At 66.7% G+C, this 16,547-nt stretch carries 14 protein-coding genes; 4 read left to right on the forward strand and 10 right to left on the reverse strand.

The features are described from left to right. Positions 1 to 19: 19 nt before the first annotated feature. A complete protein-coding gene (pyrE, locus tag RQI43_RS07465; protein WP_311274716.1) occupies positions 20 to 610 on the forward strand; it encodes an orotate phosphoribosyltransferase in 591 nt (196 codons plus the stop codon). Between the two features lie 352 nt (positions 611 to 962). After that, positions 963 to 1,661, forward strand: a complete 699-nt coding sequence (locus RQI43_RS07470) for an NYN domain-containing protein (protein WP_056423758.1) — start codon at positions 963 to 965, stop codon at positions 1,659 to 1,661. A gap of 79 nt (positions 1,662 to 1,740) precedes the next feature. Here RQI43_RS07470 and RQI43_RS07475 read toward each other — a convergent pair whose 3' ends face one another. The 3 genes from RQI43_RS07475 to dapA form a co-directional block, all read right to left on the reverse strand. Then, positions 1,741 to 2,547: a prephenate dehydrogenase/arogenate dehydrogenase family protein gene (locus tag RQI43_RS07475; protein WP_405030576.1), complete on the reverse strand. Its 807-nt coding sequence runs from the start codon at positions 2,545 to 2,547 to the stop codon at positions 1,741 to 1,743. Positions 2,548 to 2,974: 427 nt separating this feature from the next. Beyond that, on the reverse strand, positions 2,975 to 3,448 hold the full coding sequence (gene smpB / locus RQI43_RS07480; protein WP_018044478.1) for an SsrA-binding protein SmpB: 474 nt from the start codon (positions 3,446 to 3,448) through the stop codon (positions 2,975 to 2,977). 136 nt (positions 3,449 to 3,584) lie between these two features. After that, positions 3,585 to 4,484 carry a 4-hydroxy-tetrahydrodipicolinate synthase gene (gene dapA, locus RQI43_RS07485; RefSeq protein ID WP_311274717.1) on the reverse strand — a complete coding sequence of 300 codons (900 nt, stop codon included), beginning with the start codon at positions 4,482 to 4,484 and terminating at the stop codon, positions 3,585 to 3,587. A gap of 185 nt (positions 4,485 to 4,669) precedes the next feature. Between dapA and RQI43_RS07490 the strand changes: the two genes are divergently transcribed. Further along, complete coding sequence (locus RQI43_RS07490) at positions 4,670 to 6,976, forward strand: lytic transglycosylase domain-containing protein (protein ID WP_311274718.1); 2,307 nt, start codon at positions 4,670 to 4,672, stop codon at positions 6,974 to 6,976. Between the two features lie 28 nt (positions 6,977 to 7,004). Here RQI43_RS07490 and RQI43_RS07495 read toward each other — a convergent pair whose 3' ends face one another. The 6 genes from RQI43_RS07495 to RQI43_RS07520 all read right to left on the reverse strand — a co-directional run bounded on the left by RQI43_RS07495 (position 7,005) and on the right by RQI43_RS07520 (position 13,246). Continuing rightward, positions 7,005 to 7,388: a hypothetical protein gene (locus RQI43_RS07495; protein ID WP_056423751.1), complete on the reverse strand. Its 384-nt coding sequence runs from the start codon at positions 7,386 to 7,388 to the stop codon at positions 7,005 to 7,007. A 12-nt stretch (positions 7,389 to 7,400) separates the two neighbouring features. Beyond that, entirely contained in the window at positions 7,401 to 9,410 is a 2,010-nt protein-coding gene (locus tag RQI43_RS07500) for a BON domain-containing protein (RefSeq protein WP_311274719.1), read from the reverse strand. Between the two features lie 814 nt (positions 9,411 to 10,224). Next, positions 10,225 to 12,039: an ATP-binding cassette domain-containing protein gene (locus tag RQI43_RS07505; RefSeq protein ID WP_311274720.1), complete on the reverse strand. Its 1,815-nt coding sequence runs from the start codon at positions 12,037 to 12,039 to the stop codon at positions 10,225 to 10,227. Between the two features lie 57 nt (positions 12,040 to 12,096). Further along, positions 12,097 to 12,327 carry a hypothetical protein gene (locus tag RQI43_RS07510; RefSeq protein ID WP_056162480.1) on the reverse strand — a complete coding sequence of 77 codons (231 nt, stop codon included), beginning with the start codon at positions 12,325 to 12,327 and terminating at the stop codon, positions 12,097 to 12,099. Between the two features lie 82 nt (positions 12,328 to 12,409). After that, positions 12,410 to 12,727, reverse strand: a complete 318-nt coding sequence (locus RQI43_RS07515; protein WP_027172816.1) for a polyhydroxyalkanoic acid system family protein — start codon at positions 12,725 to 12,727, stop codon at positions 12,410 to 12,412. Positions 12,728 to 12,940: 213 nt separating this feature from the next. After that, entirely contained in the window at positions 12,941 to 13,246 is a 306-nt protein-coding gene (locus RQI43_RS07520; RefSeq protein ID WP_018044485.1) for a septal ring lytic transglycosylase RlpA family protein, read from the reverse strand. A gap of 646 nt (positions 13,247 to 13,892) precedes the next feature. Between RQI43_RS07520 and RQI43_RS07525 the strand changes: the two genes are divergently transcribed. Further along, on the forward strand, positions 13,893 to 15,086 hold the full coding sequence (locus RQI43_RS07525; RefSeq protein WP_311274721.1) for a site-specific DNA-methyltransferase: 1,194 nt from the start codon (positions 13,893 to 13,895) through the stop codon (positions 15,084 to 15,086). A gap of 67 nt (positions 15,087 to 15,153) precedes the next feature. Here the strand turns inward: RQI43_RS07525 and mutY are convergent, their stop codons facing one another. After that, positions 15,154 to 16,479 (reverse strand): A/G-specific adenine glycosylase, encoded by a 1,326-nt coding sequence (gene mutY / locus RQI43_RS07530; RefSeq protein WP_311274772.1) that lies wholly within the window; start codon positions 16,477 to 16,479, stop codon positions 15,154 to 15,156. Between the last annotated feature and the right edge of the window lie 68 nt (positions 16,480 to 16,547).

The raw sequence follows: 16,547 nt of genomic DNA on the forward strand, positions 1-16,547 counted from the left end.
TCCAAGGAACACGTTTCTCATGACGCCAGACGCGGTGCTCGCGGAATTCCGCGATGCAGGGGCTCTGCTCGAAGGACATTTCGTGCTCAGTTCCGGGCTCCATTCCGGCGTCTTCCTGCAGAAGATGGCGATCTTCTCCGATCCGGTCCGGACCGAGCGCCTGTGCAAGGCCCTGGCGGAGGTCATCGTCGCCCGCTTCGGCCCGATCGACATCGTCGTGTCCCCGGCGATCGGCGGGATCGTTCCGGGATACGAGACGGCGCGTCATCTCGGAGCACGCGCCATCTTCGTCGAACGTGATCCCGGCGGGCCCTTCAGCCTTCGTCGCGGCTTCAGCATTCCGGCCGGCCAACGCGCCGTGATCGTCGAGGATATCGTGACGACGGGGCTTTCCGCCCGCGAATGCCTCGCATCGCTCCAAGGCGAGCCCGGGGAGGTCATCGGCGCGGCCTGCCTCATCGACCGTTCGGGCGGGCGCGGCGAAATCGGCCTGCCGCTCGTTACCCTGGTCACTCTCGACATTCCGGCTTATGCTGCCGATGCCTTGCCGCCGGAACTTGCCGCGCTGCCTGCCGTCAAGCCGGGTAGCCGGGTGATGCCTCCCGCCTAATCTTAAGCAAGGCTAAAACTGAATGTGGTCGATGAACTGATGCGCAATTGGGCGCAACAGTTGTAGACCGTCAAATATTCTCGGCAGAACCTGGTTTTATCCTCAATTTCAGGTGATTGTATACCAATCGTGGTTGACAGGTATGTCAATCCGACAATAACAAAGGAGAGGCTTGGCCGTTGCCTGTGGCATTCGACCGGTTCTTAGAATTTATTATTAATTCTAACGTTCTGTCCGTTATCAACCTTGGGTTGTCAAGGCATCGGGCGGCGAATGATCAGTCAAATGTGACGAATTATTAGGACTGCAACATCTTACGTCTGAAAATTCTGATGAGAAAATGGATCTTTCAATGAGCGCACAACAGCGCAGTGCTCTGTTTATCGACGGAGCGAATCTTTACGCGGCAACGAAGGCGCTTGGCTTCGATATCGATTATCGCCGTCTGCTTAAGGAATTTCAAGCTCGCGACAATTTGATCCGGGCTTTTTACTACACAGCCATGGTCGAAGACCAGGAATATTCATCGATCCGCCCGCTGATCGATTGGCTCGATTATAACGGTTATCGGGTTGTGACCAAACCGGCTAAGGAATTCACCGATTCCGCCGGTCGTCGCAAGATCAAAGGCAATATGGACATCGAACTCGCCATCGATGCCCTCGAACTCGCGCCCCGCATCGATCATATGGTCCTGTTCTCGGGCGATGGCGATTTTCGCTCCCTGGTGGAGGCGATGCAGCGCCGCGGGGTCCGGGTCACCGTCGTCTCGACGATCCAGACACAGCCGGCCATGATCGCCGACGACCTTCGCCGACAGGCCGACGAGTTCGTCGACCTCGTCCACCTCATTCCCCGCGTCGGTCGCGATCCGGGCGAGCGCGGCGTCCGGACCCAGGGTGAGGGCCTGGCCCGCAATCCTCGGGACGTGCCGCGGGAGGCTCCACGGGACATGACGCGCGACGTGGCCGAGCGGCCGGTCGCCCGCGCCAATCCCGGACTGGAGACCCGCTACGGTATCCGTCAGGGCGACGACGTTAGCGAGCAGTAGACGTTCACTCAACCGGGGGAAGTCTGCGTCTCGCCTCCCTCCCCCCGGTATGCGGATGGCCGAAGCCGCGATTGCCGGTTCACCCCATGGCGTTGGAGCGAGGCTCCGAGAGTTCACGCTCCAGCCGTGATGCATGCGCGAAGAACCGGCGGCGCACATCCGCCGCGTAGGGGTTCGCGCGCTCGATCGCGTCGAAGACTTCCGGGGCATCGTTCCTGACCATGCCCACCGCCTGCATCAGCAGGTCGAAGCTCTTCGTCGTCATCCGGGTCGGGAGCGGCTCCATCTCGACGAAGACCTTGGCGATGAGATGCGTCAGGCCCTGAACCGAGGCGGCTGCCCGGTCATGTGCCTCGGGATCCGTGAGGATGACATCGAGGCCGAGATGCTTCCGTAGGAAGGCCGCGGCGCGCAGGCCTCCCCGCCCCCGGATCGGACATACGGCGATCTTCAGCCCCTTCAGGCCGGAGCGCGCGCTTTGCGGGCCGAAGAGCGGATGCGTGGCGACGATCCCGACGTGATCGGGCAACCCTTCCGCCATGATCCGTGCGGCGACCATCTTCACCGAGGCGACATCGAGGACGAGTGCGCCCGGCCGCAGATGAGGTCCGATGGCGGAGACCACCTCGGCGAGCTTGGAGACCGGAGCGGCCAGCACGACCACGGGACAGGAAGCCGCCTCGGCGAGCGAGCCGAGCCGCACCCCGGCTTTCCTCGCCCCTTTCTGCGTACCGGATTCACATGTCTGGTCGCCGGCCGTTCTCCCTTCCCAAGTGGGTTCGACATGAGGCGCGACGGGCTCCCTCTCCTGGAAGGAGAGGGCTGGGGTGAGGTGTGGTCCGCCTCCGACAAGGTCACACACCTCTCCCTGTCCCTCTCCTTCCAGGAGTGTGGACCCGCGCATCCCGCGAGATGTGTGAACGCCGTAGCCTTCCAGGAGAAGAGACCCGTGCTGCCCGCGAGATGCCTGAATATCGTCGGCGTGCGGCAGGGCGGGATCGTAGGCGCGCAACGCGAAATACCGCCCGAGATGTTGGGCGATCAGCTGGCCGAACGCGCCGAATCCGATGATCCCGACGGTGATGCGTGATGGAGGGGACGTAACCAAAGACACGGAACTGACCTCTATGGAGCCGAGGGGCCAGCGGTGCTTGGAAAAGGGTCAACCGCCGACGACCGGGGCGGTTGAGACGTGACAGAGCACCTCGCCGCTAAGGGAGCGGCGCGTAATACAATCCAGAAAGGATCGGGTTCGTCGTCATGGGCGGTGTCTTGGCAGGACGGGCATCGCCCGTCAACGGAGCGTTCGCCGATCAGCCCTTGTCGCGCATGATCCGGGCGCGGTCGCGCTCCCAGTCCCGCTCCTTGGCGCTCTCGCGCTTGTCGTGGAGCTTCTTGCCCCGGCCGAGGCCGAGTTCGATCTTCGCGCGGCCCTGCTCGTTGAAGTAGATCTTCAGCGGCACCACCGTGTAGCCCTCGCGCTTCGTGGCGCCGATGAGCTTGTTGATCTGTTTGCGGTGGAGCAGCAGCCGGCGCGGACGCTTGGTCTCGTGGTTGAACCGGTTGGCTTCGAGATATTCCGGGATGTAAGCGTTGAACAGGAACAGCTCGTCACCCGACGGACCGGCATAGGCCTCGCCGATGGCCGCCTTGCCCTTGCGCAGGGATTTGACCTCCGTCCCGGTCAGGGCGATGCCCGCCTCGAGGACGTCGGAGATTTCGTAATGGAAGCGGGCGGCGCGGTTGTCGGCGACGACGCGGCGGGTGTCTTGCGGTTTGGGAGCCATCACATCGTCGGTTCTGGTGCATCGGCCTATCCGAGCCGATGCCCCTTGTCTGGAAGGAAGCTGATGCCGTCGCCGGCCGCGCGACGCGGCCGATCGACACTCATATGGTTCGCCGGGGTTTCGCCTGCGAGGGGGCTCAGCCGTCGATCAGGCCGGCATGGCGCAGGGCGGAATCGACGATCGCCTTCGTGGCATCGCTGACCGTGAGGAGCGGGAGGCGCACCTCGTCGCTCATATGGCCCAGCCGCGAGAGACCGTATTTCACCGGTGACGGGTTCGACTCCGCGAACAGCCCCACATGCAGCGGCAACAATTGGTCCTGGATCCGCAGGGCCGTGGCGTAATCGCCGGACAGGGTCGCTTCCTGAAGCTTGGCGCAGAGGCGCGGCGCCACGTTGGAGACCACCGAGATGCAGCCGACGCCGCCCTGAGCATTGAATCCGAGCGCCGTCGCATCTTCGCCCGAAAGCTGGATGAAGTCTTCACCCATGGCTTGGCGTTGCAGGCTGACACGGTCGAGCTTGGCCGTGGCGTCCTTCACGCCGGCGATGTTCTTGAGTTCATACAGCCGCGCCATGGTTTCGACGCTCATGTCGACCACGGAACGCGGGGGAATATTGTAGATGATGATCGGAATACCGATGGCGTCGTTGACGGCCTTGAAATGCGCGTAGAGCCCGGCCTGCGTCGGCTTGTTGTAGTAGGGCGTCACGACGAGAACGGCGTCGGCACCGGCCTTCTCCGCGTTGACGGCCCGGTCGACGGCCTCGGCCGTGGAGTTCGAGCCCGCGCCCGCGATGACCGGTACCCGGCCGGCGGTCTCGGCGATGCAGGCAGCCACGACACGGTCGTGCTCGTCATGGTTCAGGGTCGGCGTCTCGCCGGTGGTGCCCACGGGCACGAGGCCATGGATGCCCTGCTCGATCTGCCAGTTCACGAATTTGCGAAAGGCGTCCTCGTCGAAGGCGCCATCGCGAAACGGAGTGGCGAGCGCGGTCATGGCGCCCCTGAGGCGCTGTGTCGTGGTGTCGGTCATCCTGGCGTTCCCGGCCGTCGATTTTTCGGTGGGCCGGTGTGCCGGCCGCATCACCGCTCTCGCGGACGGGCAGACATAGGGCCTTGCCGGCACGCGCGCAAACGCTCTGTCGGCGCGGTTAATGACTTCTTAATGCCCTCCGGGACAGCTTAGGCATGTCCGCATCTGACGGGACTTGAAGAACCATGGCGTTCTGGACACGCTCGCATCGTGCCGCCCTCCCCGTTTCCCTCGCCCTTGCCTTGGCGGGGACGACGATGCTGGTCGTGCCGAACACGATCTTCCCGGCCGCCGCGGCTCAGGGGGAGGATGTCACCACCCGCCCGTCGAGCGACGCCGTCGCCCCCTCCGTCATGGTGCCGGACAGCAAGGCCGCGGAGACCGAGGCAGTCGCCGCCGATGCGCTGAAGCTGGATGACCGCAGCGCCGAGACCGTGGCGAGCAAGGCCCTGCCCGCCGCCGCCAAGGCCTATGCCTCCGCCGATCCGGAAGCGCCGATCGCCTTCCCGCTTCCCGACGCCGCCATGACGCCGGCCGCGCCCGTACCGGAAGTGCCCGACCCCGCCCGCGCCGCGCAGGTCGCGCCGGATGTAGACCTCCCCGCTCTGCGCCAGGCCATCGACGCCTATCGGCGCGGCAAGGTCTCCGAAGGCGACCGCCTGCGCGACGGCTTCACCGATCCGGCGGCCCTCGCTCTGCTCGAATGGGTGGCAATCCGCGCCGGCTCCGGCATCGGCTTCGAGCGCACTGTCTCCTTCACCCGGACGAACCCGGAATGGCCGGCAGGTCCGCTCCTGCGCCGCCGTGCCGAGGAGGCGCTTCTCACCGAGCGCAAGAACCCGGCGACCGTGCGCGCCTTCTTCGCCGGAACACGTCCGTCGAGCGCTCCCGGCAAGTTCGCCCTCGCGCTCGCCTTCCGGGCCGATTCCCTCGACGAGGACGCCGCCTCCCTGGTCCGCGACCTGTGGCGCTCGGAAACCTTCGGGCGCGCCCTCGAGACCAAGGTGATGGACGCCTTTCCGAATGTCCTCACCCGCGTCGATCACCGCTTCCGCATGGAGCGCGCGCTCCTGAAGGAGGATTACGAGACGGCCGGGCGGGCCGCCTCCTATGCCGGCGGCGGCTACGCCAGTCTGGTCCGCGCCCGCCGTGCCGTGGAAGACAAGAGTTCCTCGGCCGCCTCCGCGTTGAACGCCGTGCCGCCGTCGCTCCGCAGCGATCCGTCCTACATCCTGTCGCGGGCGCAATACCTGCGCCGGGCCGACAAGGCGGTGGAGGCCGCCGCGATCCTCGCCACCGCTCCCACCAACGGCGATGTCCTGGTGGATGGCGACGAATGGTGGGTCGAGCGCCGGATCGTCGCCCGCAAGCTCATCGATATCGGCAATCCGAGCCTCGCCTACGAGGTCGCCGCCGGCCATAGCGGCCGCACCGTGGAGAAGCGGATCGAGGCCGAGTTCCATGCCGGCTGGATCGCCCTGCGCTTCCTCGACGATCCGGCCAAGGCCACCAACCATTTCGCCAAGGCCGCGACCATTGCCGAGACCGCGATCTCGCTGGCCCGCGTGGCCTATTGGCAGGGCCGCGCCGCCGAGGCGGCAGGCGAAGCGGGCCTCGCCAAGACCTTCTACGAGCGCGCCGCGCTTCAGCCCATCGCCTATTACGGGCAGCTCGCGCGGGCGAAGCTCGGGCAGGCGAGCCTGCCGCTCCGCGTCGTCCCCGATCTCGAGCCCGCTGCCGCGGCCGCGTTCGACAACCGCCTGACCACGCGGGCGCTGCGGATGCTGGAGGCGGCTTCGCTGAAGGATCTGGCTTTGCCGCTCTACATCGACACGGCGAATCGCCTGACCAACCCGGCTGAGCTCAGCGCGCTCGGCAACCTCGCCGTGGAGGTGCGGAATTCCCGAGCCCTCGTGGCGGTGGGTAAGCTCGCGGTGCAGCGTGGGCTGCCCCTCGACGCCCATGCCTACCCGACCATCGGCATCCCCGATTACGAGGCCTCCGCCGCCGTTCCCCTGGTGGAGAAGGCCATGGTCTTCGCTATCGCCCGCCAGGAAAGCCAGTTCGATCCTCGCGCCCAGTCGAGCGTCGGCGCCCGTGGGTTGATGCAGATGATGCCGGCCACCGCCCAGCGCACGGCGCGACGGGTCAGCGCCTCCTACGACCAGGACCGCCTCACCAGCGATCCCGCCTACAATGCCCGCCTCGGCCAGGCCCATCTCGGGGAGCTGATGGAGGATTGGCGCGGCTCCTACATCCTCGCCTTCGCCTCCTACAATGCCGGTGGCGGCAACGTGAAGAAGTGGATCGACGCCTATGGCGATCCGCGCCGGACCGGCGTCGATCCCATCGACTGGGTCGAGCGCATCCCCTTCACCGAGACCCGCAACTACGTCCAGCGCGTGATGGAGAATTTGCAGGTCTACCGCAGCCGGTTGGAAGGCAAGAGCGCGCTGCTGATCGAAGGAGACCTTCAGCGCGGGGCGCGGTGAGCGGAGGGGTTATCCTCTCCCGGCCACCTCATCGCGAAACTTTCCCTCGAAGCTTCTGCTCGGCACTGTCAGCCCGTCTCGGTGATGGAGCGAGGCGGTCGGGGGAGCGGCCGACACCGTCGAGGCCCGACACCCTCGGCGATGGACGCGCCAGCCTCGCCAGTGCTCCGGTTCCGGCGCCAACGATATAGGCCGTCAGGTTCAGCGCCGCGCTCTCCACCCAGAAGCCCGGGCGGCCCGGTACGATCCCGCTGAAAGCGAGCCCAGCGAGCGCAACGGCCCCAAATCCGAGTCCGAGCCCGATGGCGGTCGAAAGCCGGTCGCGTGGCGGTCCGAAGTGCCATCCGATGGCGGTGCCCAGCGCGAAGCTGGCGGCCAGCGCGGGCCAGAGAATCGTCAACAGCAGAAGCATCGGGACGATCTCTCAGGAGCGCAGGGCGAGGCCGACGCCCTGCCCGGTGGCATTGGCGCGACCGGCGGGAGCGGCGACGATCCTGTCCGCCGGGATGCCGGCTTGGAGCAGATACTCGACGATCACAAGTGCTCGCTGTCGAGCCATGTCGGGTTCCGGCTCAGCCGGTTTCGCCTCTTTCGGGGCCTCCGTCTTGGCATCCTTCTCCTTCGCCGCCTTGTCGCCGGTCGCCTTGTCCTTGCCGTCCTTCGCCGGAGCCGGTTTGGGATCGGCGGGCTTCACCGGGGGCTTGTCGGTCTTCGCGACCACCGGCTTCGAGGCCTTGTCGGCGTCCCGAGCCTTCCCCGAATCGACGGAAGAAGTGTTCTCCACTCCCGCATCAAGGGCGGGTTTCGGTGCGCCCGCGGCACCGGCCGGGTCGACATGCCCCGTCACCTCGATGCGCAGGCCGGTGCAGGCTTTCGCGGCTGAAGCCACCGCGTCGAGGGTCGGATAGAACTCCGCCTTCAGGGTGACGCTGCCGGGTGCGAAGAGCAGGCGGCGCCCCTCGATCGCGCGGTCGAACGAGCCCCGGCAGGCCTTATCCTCCATGGTCTCGCTGGCTGGCGGCTTGACCTCGGCCTGCCCCTGCCAACCGGCCGGCATCCGCCGGGAGAGGTCCATTTCGAAGCGTCCGGCGCTCTCGCGGTAGAGGCTATTTCCGGAGAGCGCGAGAGTCCTGTCCGAGATGCGGATTTCGCCCGTGGCGAGCAGGGACAGCGCGCTGATGCCGGCCTCGATGGCGCCGCTGAGATTGGCCGGCGCGCCCTCCGCGATGCGGCTTTTGTCGACGATGCGTTCGCGGAAGAAGCGCGGTCGCAGCGTCGCCAGGATACGGTCGCGCGTGGCGCCGTCGGGAAGGTGTCCGGTCAGGGTCACCGCGTCGCTCTCGCGGCGGACCATGAAGCGATAGGGCGAGAGCGGCATGGCGGCGAGATCGACAGGCCCGGCCCTGGTGCCGGACGGTCGCCCGTCGCGCAAAAGCGCGTCGATCTCGCCGATGGCCTGCCCGTCGAGGGCGGTTCCTGAGACCGACAGGCGCGAGTCGGAGTAGGTAACGCTGCCGTCCTGCATCAGGGACGAGACCCGAAACGCGAAGCGGCCGAGCGTGGTCGGATCGATCCCATCCGCAAGACCACGGGCGGTCTGCATTCGGTCGTCCACCGTGGCGCCATCGGCGGCGTCGTCGGCCATGGCGCGGATCTCCTCGCGGGCCGTCTCCGAGACGACATTGCCCGAAAGGACGAGGTTGCCGCCGCGCTCGCGGGTCACCGCAAACCGGAAATCGGGGGTCGCCGGCGGCCTGATGTCGACCTTGCCCATGGTGAAGCCGGTCGGAGGATGGGCCAATGCCTGCCTGACGGCCTCGTAATCGGCCACCGTCGATGCCTCGCCGCTGAGCGACACCGTGGTATCGGCGATGGTGGCGCTGGCGCCCGGAGCCAGCGGCTTCAGCTGTTCGAGCGCGAAGGCAGAGGCGGTGGAAAAGTCCGGCGGTGCCCCGCGCGCGGCTTTCGCCTGATCGACGATCCTGGTCTCGGAGGGAAGTTCCGGGGCGAGCTTCGCGGCAAGGGCACTCGGACCGATCTCGACAGGCCGGTTGCCGGTCAGTTCGATCCTTTCCGGGCTGGTGCGTGTCGCCGTCCAGACGAAGGGCGAGGCATCCTCGACGATTCCGATACGCCCGACCACGTGGCGCAGGCCAGGCAGGCGCTTGAGCCTGTCGAGGGCCGCGACGCGCCCGGCCTCGTCTGGCGCCTCCCCGGTGGCGATGAGGTCACGGCCGCGTACCGTCAGGCGCAGCCAGGGCTCCAACCCCGTCTCGGCCGTCGCACGCACGACAGCCTCGGCGTTGTCGTCGAGCCGCCGCTCCGCGCGGGTGGCGAGGAACGGCGTCGCAACGCCGACGATGAGCGCCAGTCCGGGCAGGCCGACGGCCCAGCCGAATTTCTTGAGCAAGGGGGGGGACGGGAGGGCGGGCAATGCGAACCTCGGGGATCGGCCGCCACCAGACACCCGCTTCGCGGCATCTTGAAGACGCCGCAGGCTCATTCCCATCGATCGCCGCCTTCTTCCTCGTCCACACGCCTTCACCCCCGCGCGCGGACAAGCGCCGGGGGCATGGCCTAAAAGAAGCCCCAAAAGGGGGACGCGGGACGCCGCGGAACCCATTGAGCGCTATAATAAGTTTGCCGGTCCCCCGGCGTCCCGTCAGGCTCCGGCGTTCCCGCCGGGGCCTGTTTTGCGTCACGGTGTCTCCAGCGGTCCTCGCGTTGCGTCGCGCCTGAGGTGGTCGTGTTGCATCCCAGCCCGGCTGTTCGAACGGACTTTGCCCCGCACGCCCTCTCGTATTGGAGGGGCCGCAAACCTCATCATGGCAGCCCAGAGCGGGGTCAGTGCCGGGGCATTTAACTCCCGACCTACCGCGCCCCCATCCGAGCCCCCAGACTATCGAGCCGCCGCCCGGGGCGATGGTGACCGACACCACCGACGCAGGCACCGCCCCGCCGCCCCTTTCGGCCCACCCGGTCGGTCACCGGACAGGCCCCCTTCGCTGGGCGGCAGGTGTGGGGATATAGGCATGAAATAGGAATTTTATCAAGAAGTTTCATGTGGCGGAGAACGGTCTCGGCCATGGGACCCCTATCGGGAAGCCTCGGAGTTCTCTGGCATCCCATCGGGGGCGAAGGTCTCGTGAACGCTCCGGTTTCCCCCGGTCGAGGGGGGGCGTGTCACCCAGCGGGGGAGCCCGAGCCGACACGCTCTGCCGGGCGTCCGGTGCGAAGGGCGACCCGCCTCACCCTTCCCGCTGCATCTCCAGCTCCAGCCAGCGGTCCTCGGCCGCCGAGAGGTCGGCCTCCGCCGCCGCGAGGGTCGCCGAGGCCTTCTGGAACAGGGCCGGATTGCGGCTGTAGAGCTGCGGGTCGGCAAGGACGGTGCGGATCTTGGCGATCTCGGTCTGCAGCTTCGCGATTCGCTCCGGCAGGGTCTTCAGCTCGTGCTGGTCCTTGAACCCCATCTTCGTCTTGGGCGCCGGGGGCGCGGACGTGCTGACGAGGCGGCCCGGCTTCACCTTGCCGTCGGGGCGAGGCGCGGTGGCGCTTTTGCGCGCCTCGACGCCCTGGCCGCGCTGCGTCACCATGTCGGTATAGCCGCCGGCATACTCGACCCAGCGCCCCTCCCCCTCGCTGACGAGGACGCTGCCAACGACGCGGTCGAGGAAGTCACGGTCGTGGCTCACCAGGATCAGCGTGCCGGAATAATCGGACAGCATCTCCTGCAGGAGGTCGAGGGTCTCTAGGTCGAGGTCGTTGGTGGGCTCGTCGAGGACCAGGAGGTTGGCGGGCTGGGCCAGGGCTCGGGCGATGAGAAGGCGGTTGCGCTCGCCGCCGGATAGCACCCGCACCGGGGTCCGGGCCTGTTCCGGGGCGAACAGGAAGTCCTTGAGGTAGCCGATGACGTGACGGCTCACGCCGCCGACGACCACGCTGTCACCGCTACCGCCGGTGAGCACCTCGGTGACCGTCATCGATGGGTCCAGCACAGCCCGGGCCTGATCGAGAAGCATCATCTTGAGGTTCGTGCCCAGGGCGACGGTGCCGGAATCCGGTGCAGATTGTCCCGTGAGCAGATTGATGAGGGTGGTCTTGCCGGCGCCGTTGGCGCCGACGATGCCGAGCCGGTCGCCACGCATCACCCGGATCGAGAGATCGTCGACGATACGGCGCTCCCCATAGGCCTTGGCGGCATTCTTCGCCTCGATCACCAGGGCGCCGGAACTCTCCGCTTCGGTGGAGGTCATCGTCGCGGTGCCGACGGGGCGGCGATCCTCCCGTCGATCCTTGCGCAGGGCGTGGAGGTTGCCGAGGCGCCGGACGTTGCGCTTGCGGCGCGCCGTGACGCCGTAGCGCAGCCAATGCTCCTCGTCGGCGATCTTTCGATCGAGCTTGTGCCGGTCGCGCTCCTCTTCCTCGAAGAAGGCGTCGCGCCAGGCCTCGAAGGTGGAAAAGCCCTGCTCGATCCGCCTCGTGATGCCGCGATCGAGCCAGACGGTGGTCTTCGACAGGGCCGAGAGGAAGCGTCTGTCGTGGCTGATGAGAACGAGTGCGCCGCGCACGGACTTCAATTCCGCTTCGAGCCATTCGATGGCCGGCAGGTCGAGATGGTTGGTAGGCTCGTCGAGCAGCAGGATGTCGGGCTCGGGTGCAAGCGCCTGGGCCAGGGCCACGCGCCGCCCCTCCCCGCCCGACAGGCTCGCCGGGTTCTCGGCGCCGGTCAGGCCCAGGCTCTCCAGCAGGTAGCGGGCGCGGTAGGCGTCGTCGCCATGGGTGAGACCGTGCTCGACAAAATCGAGGGTGGTGGAGAAGCCCGAGAAATCTGGCTCCTGCGCAAGGTAGCGGATCGTGGTGCCGGGCTGGACGAAGCGCACGCCCTTGTCGGGCTCGATGAGCCCACAGGCGATCTTCATCAGCGTCGACTTGCCCGAGCCATTGCGGCCGACGAGGCAAGTCCGTTCACCGGGGGATATCGCAAGGTCGGCCTGTTCGATCAGCGGAGTGCCGCCGAAAGTGAGCGCGACGTTCTGGAGGGTGAGAAGCGGGGGAGCAGCCATGATGCGGGCTTATGGCAGCGCAGCCGCTCCCGAACAAATGCGGTTTTGCCTGTGAGGCTACATCGTCGGGTTAGCCGGGCCGGTTGGCGACGGATCGGGCGAGACGGGAGCGGGGCTCGGGTCGATCACGGGGATCTCCGTCGGGCTCTCGGTGGGCGCCTCGGCCGGCGTCGACGCGGGGATATCCGGCCCTGGAGCCGGCGGCGGCGTCTGGGGGGCCTCGTAGGGCGTATCGGGAACCGGAGCTTCCGGGATGGGCGCGGGATCTATCGGGCCTGGATTCGACATGGGCGGCGCCACCTGCTCGCGAAGTTTCGGGAGAGGGCTGGAAACGGGCGAGTGCCCGTTGCCGTTCCCCCGATGGCGCTCCTCAGCCCTTCTTGATCAGGAGCTGGTTGCCTTCCTTGCCGATGATCTTCTTCATCCGCTCGGCGAACAGGGCCAGCAGCATCGGCAGGCGCACTTCGATACGGACCGTCTCGGGAAGGACGTCGACCTCGCCGTCCACCTTCTGGCCCATGGCGGACATGGCGAAGTTCAGACGGTCGTCTGTCCAGGTCATGTGCTCGACATTGATTCCGGCCTTGGCGCAGGCCGCCTTCGCCTTGTCCAGCCCGCTCGAGATCCGCCGTTTCGCCTCGACGGGACCGATCTCGTGGGGAATCTCGACGATCAGGGGCTTTGCCATGGGGGAACCATCCTCAAACACGCATCCAGCCGTCAAGATGGGGCCGATCGCCATCCATGCAACGGCAACCGGCCCCTTAGTTGATCAAGCGCGGCAGTGAAACCCGTCTCGCGCGGAATCACCATGCGGCATCAGGAGGATGAGGCATGCCGCACGTCGTCGCGACCCGGCACCGCCATCCTATGGCATGCCCATGACGTCACGGGTTCCGCGTCAGTTCACGACCTTGAGCGAGACGTAGGTCGTGCCGCCCATGCCGAGCGCTCGGGCAGAGCCTTTGGCGAGATCGATGATCCGTCCGCGCACGAAAGGCCCGCGATCGTTGATGCGCACCACCACCGAGCGGCCGTTGCGCTTGTTCTCGACCCGGACACGGGTGCCGAACGGCAGGCTGCGATGGGCGGCGGTCATCCCGTTCGGATTGAAGCGCTCGCCATTCGCGGTCTTGCGGCCGCTGCCGTACCAGGAGGCCGCGCCGGATTGGGCTGCGGCCGGTGCACTGAGTGCGGCGAGAGACATGGCGGTTCCAATAGCGGCAGCGGTCCAACGAACAGGCTTCATATTCATCCGCATTCCCTTTGTTGTTGCAGAGGCTGCGGAACATAGAGCCAATGAAGGCTGAAATGAGATCAGTAGAATGTGGCAAGGCCTGCCTTCATTAGCCTTCGACGGTCTCAGGATGTGTGAATAAAATCTAAAGATATTGCAAATCGGGCGTGCGCTGAAATTCTATATTGAGAGCGGAGGGAGGCGGTCGTTGACAGCTTCGTTCCCGTTCTCCAACTCCGTCACGGCCCCTGCCACATCGATGGCGAGACATCGCCGTAACCCGGCGTGCGGTGCATGGGAGGCGCGCGTCGCCCGTGACCCTGACGATGCGGGAATGGCTGCCGATGGGGTGCACGTGGGCCGAAAGCATCCGCGACGGGCTCGGACGAAGTTCCAAGTCGAACTCCAGATCGGCTGGTTGATATACGTTCGACTGTGATTTCATGGTGAACGGATAGTTAAATTTATCAAGCAAGAGATGAAAATTCGTCAGTATTGGAGCGGGTAGGCAAAATCTGCAGCCCCAAATCGAGACGCATTGTCTACACCCCGGCAACCTGCCCTTTACGTTAACGGCCCCATGGTCTGCCGGTCAGTCGCGTAACCGGTGTTTGCCATGGCTTCCCTGCGTACCGCGGTTGCCGACACCGTCGCCCGGAAAAGTGTCTCGCGTACCGGGCGACTCGTGTCGGCGCCGCGGATGGGTCTCGTACCCGCCGCCCAGCGTCTCCCTCTCGACGAAATCCTCGTCGGGGATTGCATCGCCGCCATGAACGCCCTTCCGGCGGCAAGCGTCGACTGTGTCTTTGCCGACCCGCCCTACAATCTCCAACTCGGGGACGGCTCGCTGTTGCGGCCCGACCAGAGCCGGGTCGACGCCGTCGACGACGCCTGGGACCAGTTCTCGAGCTTCGCTGCCTATGACGAGTTCACCCGTGCCTGGCTCACCGCTGCCCGCCGGGTGATGAAGCCGAACGCGACCCTCTGGGTCATCGGCTCCTACCACAACATTTTTCGCGTCGGTTCGGTGCTTCAGGACCTCGGGTTCTGGATCCTCAACGACATCGTCTGGCGGAAAGCCAACCCGATGCCGAATTTCCGCGGCAAGCGCTTCACCAATGCCCACGAAACCCTGATCTGGGCCTCCCGCTCGGCGGAGGCGAAGAGCTACACCTTCCATTACGAGGCGCTGAAGGGCGGTAATGACGACGTCCAGATGCGTTCGGACTGGTTCATCCCGCTCTGCACCGGCGACGAGCGCCTGAAAGGCGCCGACGGCCAGAAGGTCCACCCGACCCAGAAGCCCGAGGCCCTGCTCGCCCGGACCCTGCTCTCGGCGACGAATGCCGGCGACGTGGTGCTCGACCCGTTCTTCGGCACAGGCACCACCGGGGCCGTCGCCAAGCGGCTCGGCCGGCGCTTCATCGGCATCGAGCGGGAGACGGTCTATGCCGAGGCGGCCCGCGCCCGGATCGACGCCGTCGAGCCCCTGTCGCAGGCCGCCCTCCTCGTCGCCCCGACCAAGCGGGCCGAGCCGCGCGTCGCCTTCCTCAGCGTCATCGAGGCCGGCCATATCCGCGCGGGTGAGATCCTCACCGATGCGCGCGGTCGCCACGAAGCCGTGGTGCGTCCCGACGGGACGCTGATGGTCGGGCCGGCCATGGGCTCGATCCACAAGATCGGCGCCCTCGTCCAGGGCTTTCCCTCCTGCAACGGTTGGGATTTCTGGCACGCCAAGCGTGACGGAAAACTGGTTCTGATCGACGTGTTCCGGGGCCGGATGCGGGCCGCGATGGGTTCGGCCGCCTAGTTCTCTCATAGGTGAGAGGATCGGATGCGAGCCGACTTCTCCCGCAGGGGAAGGGTTTGCGCTTGTCCTATCGAGGACGCGTTTTCGGCCTGCCGCGCTTGCGCGGCGCCACGGGCGGGGGCGCTTCCTCAGGCTCTCCGAAAAACCCCTCCCCGTCCTCGATCGGCGGCTTTGCTACCGCGCGCGGCACCGGCTTGGGCACCGGGCGAAAGCTCGGCCGCGGCTCGGGCGGCGGAGCCTCGACTTCTGCGAAGAGTGGCGTGTCCTGGACCGCCCGCATGGCCTTGGGCCGTCCGCGCTTCACGGCCTCGGGCTTCGGATCGAACGCATGGGCCAGCACCTTCTTCATGACCCCGGGCAACGGTTCCTCGTCGAGGTCGCGCCTGGGCGTGAAGCGCATGCCGGCCGGTGCCTTCGTGGCGAGGCCGACGCGGGCGACGAAGACGGTCAGTCCCAACGGGAAATGCGTGAAGACGTGGCGCACCACGCCCGGCAGCCGCTTCCATCGCGCGTCCAGCGGAGCGTCGAGCAGGGCCTGGGCGACGTCGTAACCGCTCTCCCATGCGCTGGTCGGAGGCTCCGCCATGGCACCGAGCAGCCCCTCGGGGGGGCGGGTCCGCAGCAATACGGCCTCGTCGCCGCTCCGGATCGCCACGAAGGCCGCGCCATAGCGCTCGACGCCCTTTGTTTTCTTGATCTTGCGTGGAAACGTTTCCTGCAGCCCCAGGGTGCGGGCCTCGCAGGGTGCCATCCAGGGGCAGAGGGCGCAGGCCGGTCGCTTCGGCGTGCAGATGGTCGAACCGAGATCCATCAGACTCTGGGCGAAGTCACCGGGCCGCTGTGCCGGGACGAGGCTCTGCGTCAGCCGTCGGATCTCGGGACGCGCGGCGGGGATCGGCGTCTCGATTGCGAAGAGCCGGGTCACCACCCGCTCGACATTGCCGTCCACTGCCGCTTCCTGCCTGTCGAAGGCGATGGCCGCGATGGCGCCGGCCGTATAGGCGCCGATCCCGGGCAGCTTGCGCAAGCCGTCGAGCGTATCGGGGAAGGCGCCGGCTTCCGTGACCGCCTTGGCGCAGGCATGGAGGTTGCGGGCGCGGGAGTAATAGCCGAGGCCGGCCCAAGCCGACATGACGCTCTCCTCCGGCGCCGCCGCGAGGGCCTCCACGGAGGGGAAGCGTTCGAGAAAGCGCAGGAAGTACGGTTTGACCGCCGCGATCGTGGTCTGCTGCAGCATCACCTCGGACAGCCAGACCCGATAGGGGTCCGGAGCTTCCCCCGGCAGGGCGCGCCAAGGGAGGACGCGGCGATGCCGGTCGTACCATGAAAGGAGATCGGCGGCCTGCGGGCCTCCAACAGAAGAACCGGTCGCTGCCGTGAAGTCCGGTGACATGAAATCCCGCGACATGAGATCCGGCGTGTTGGGCGCCCGTCCATACAGGGTGGCGGCGAACGATCAAA

It is taken from the genome of Methylobacterium sp. WCS2018Hpa-22 (assembly GCF_031843785.1).
In the GTDB taxonomy this organism is placed as follows: domain Bacteria; phylum Pseudomonadota; class Alphaproteobacteria; order Rhizobiales; family Beijerinckiaceae; genus Methylobacterium.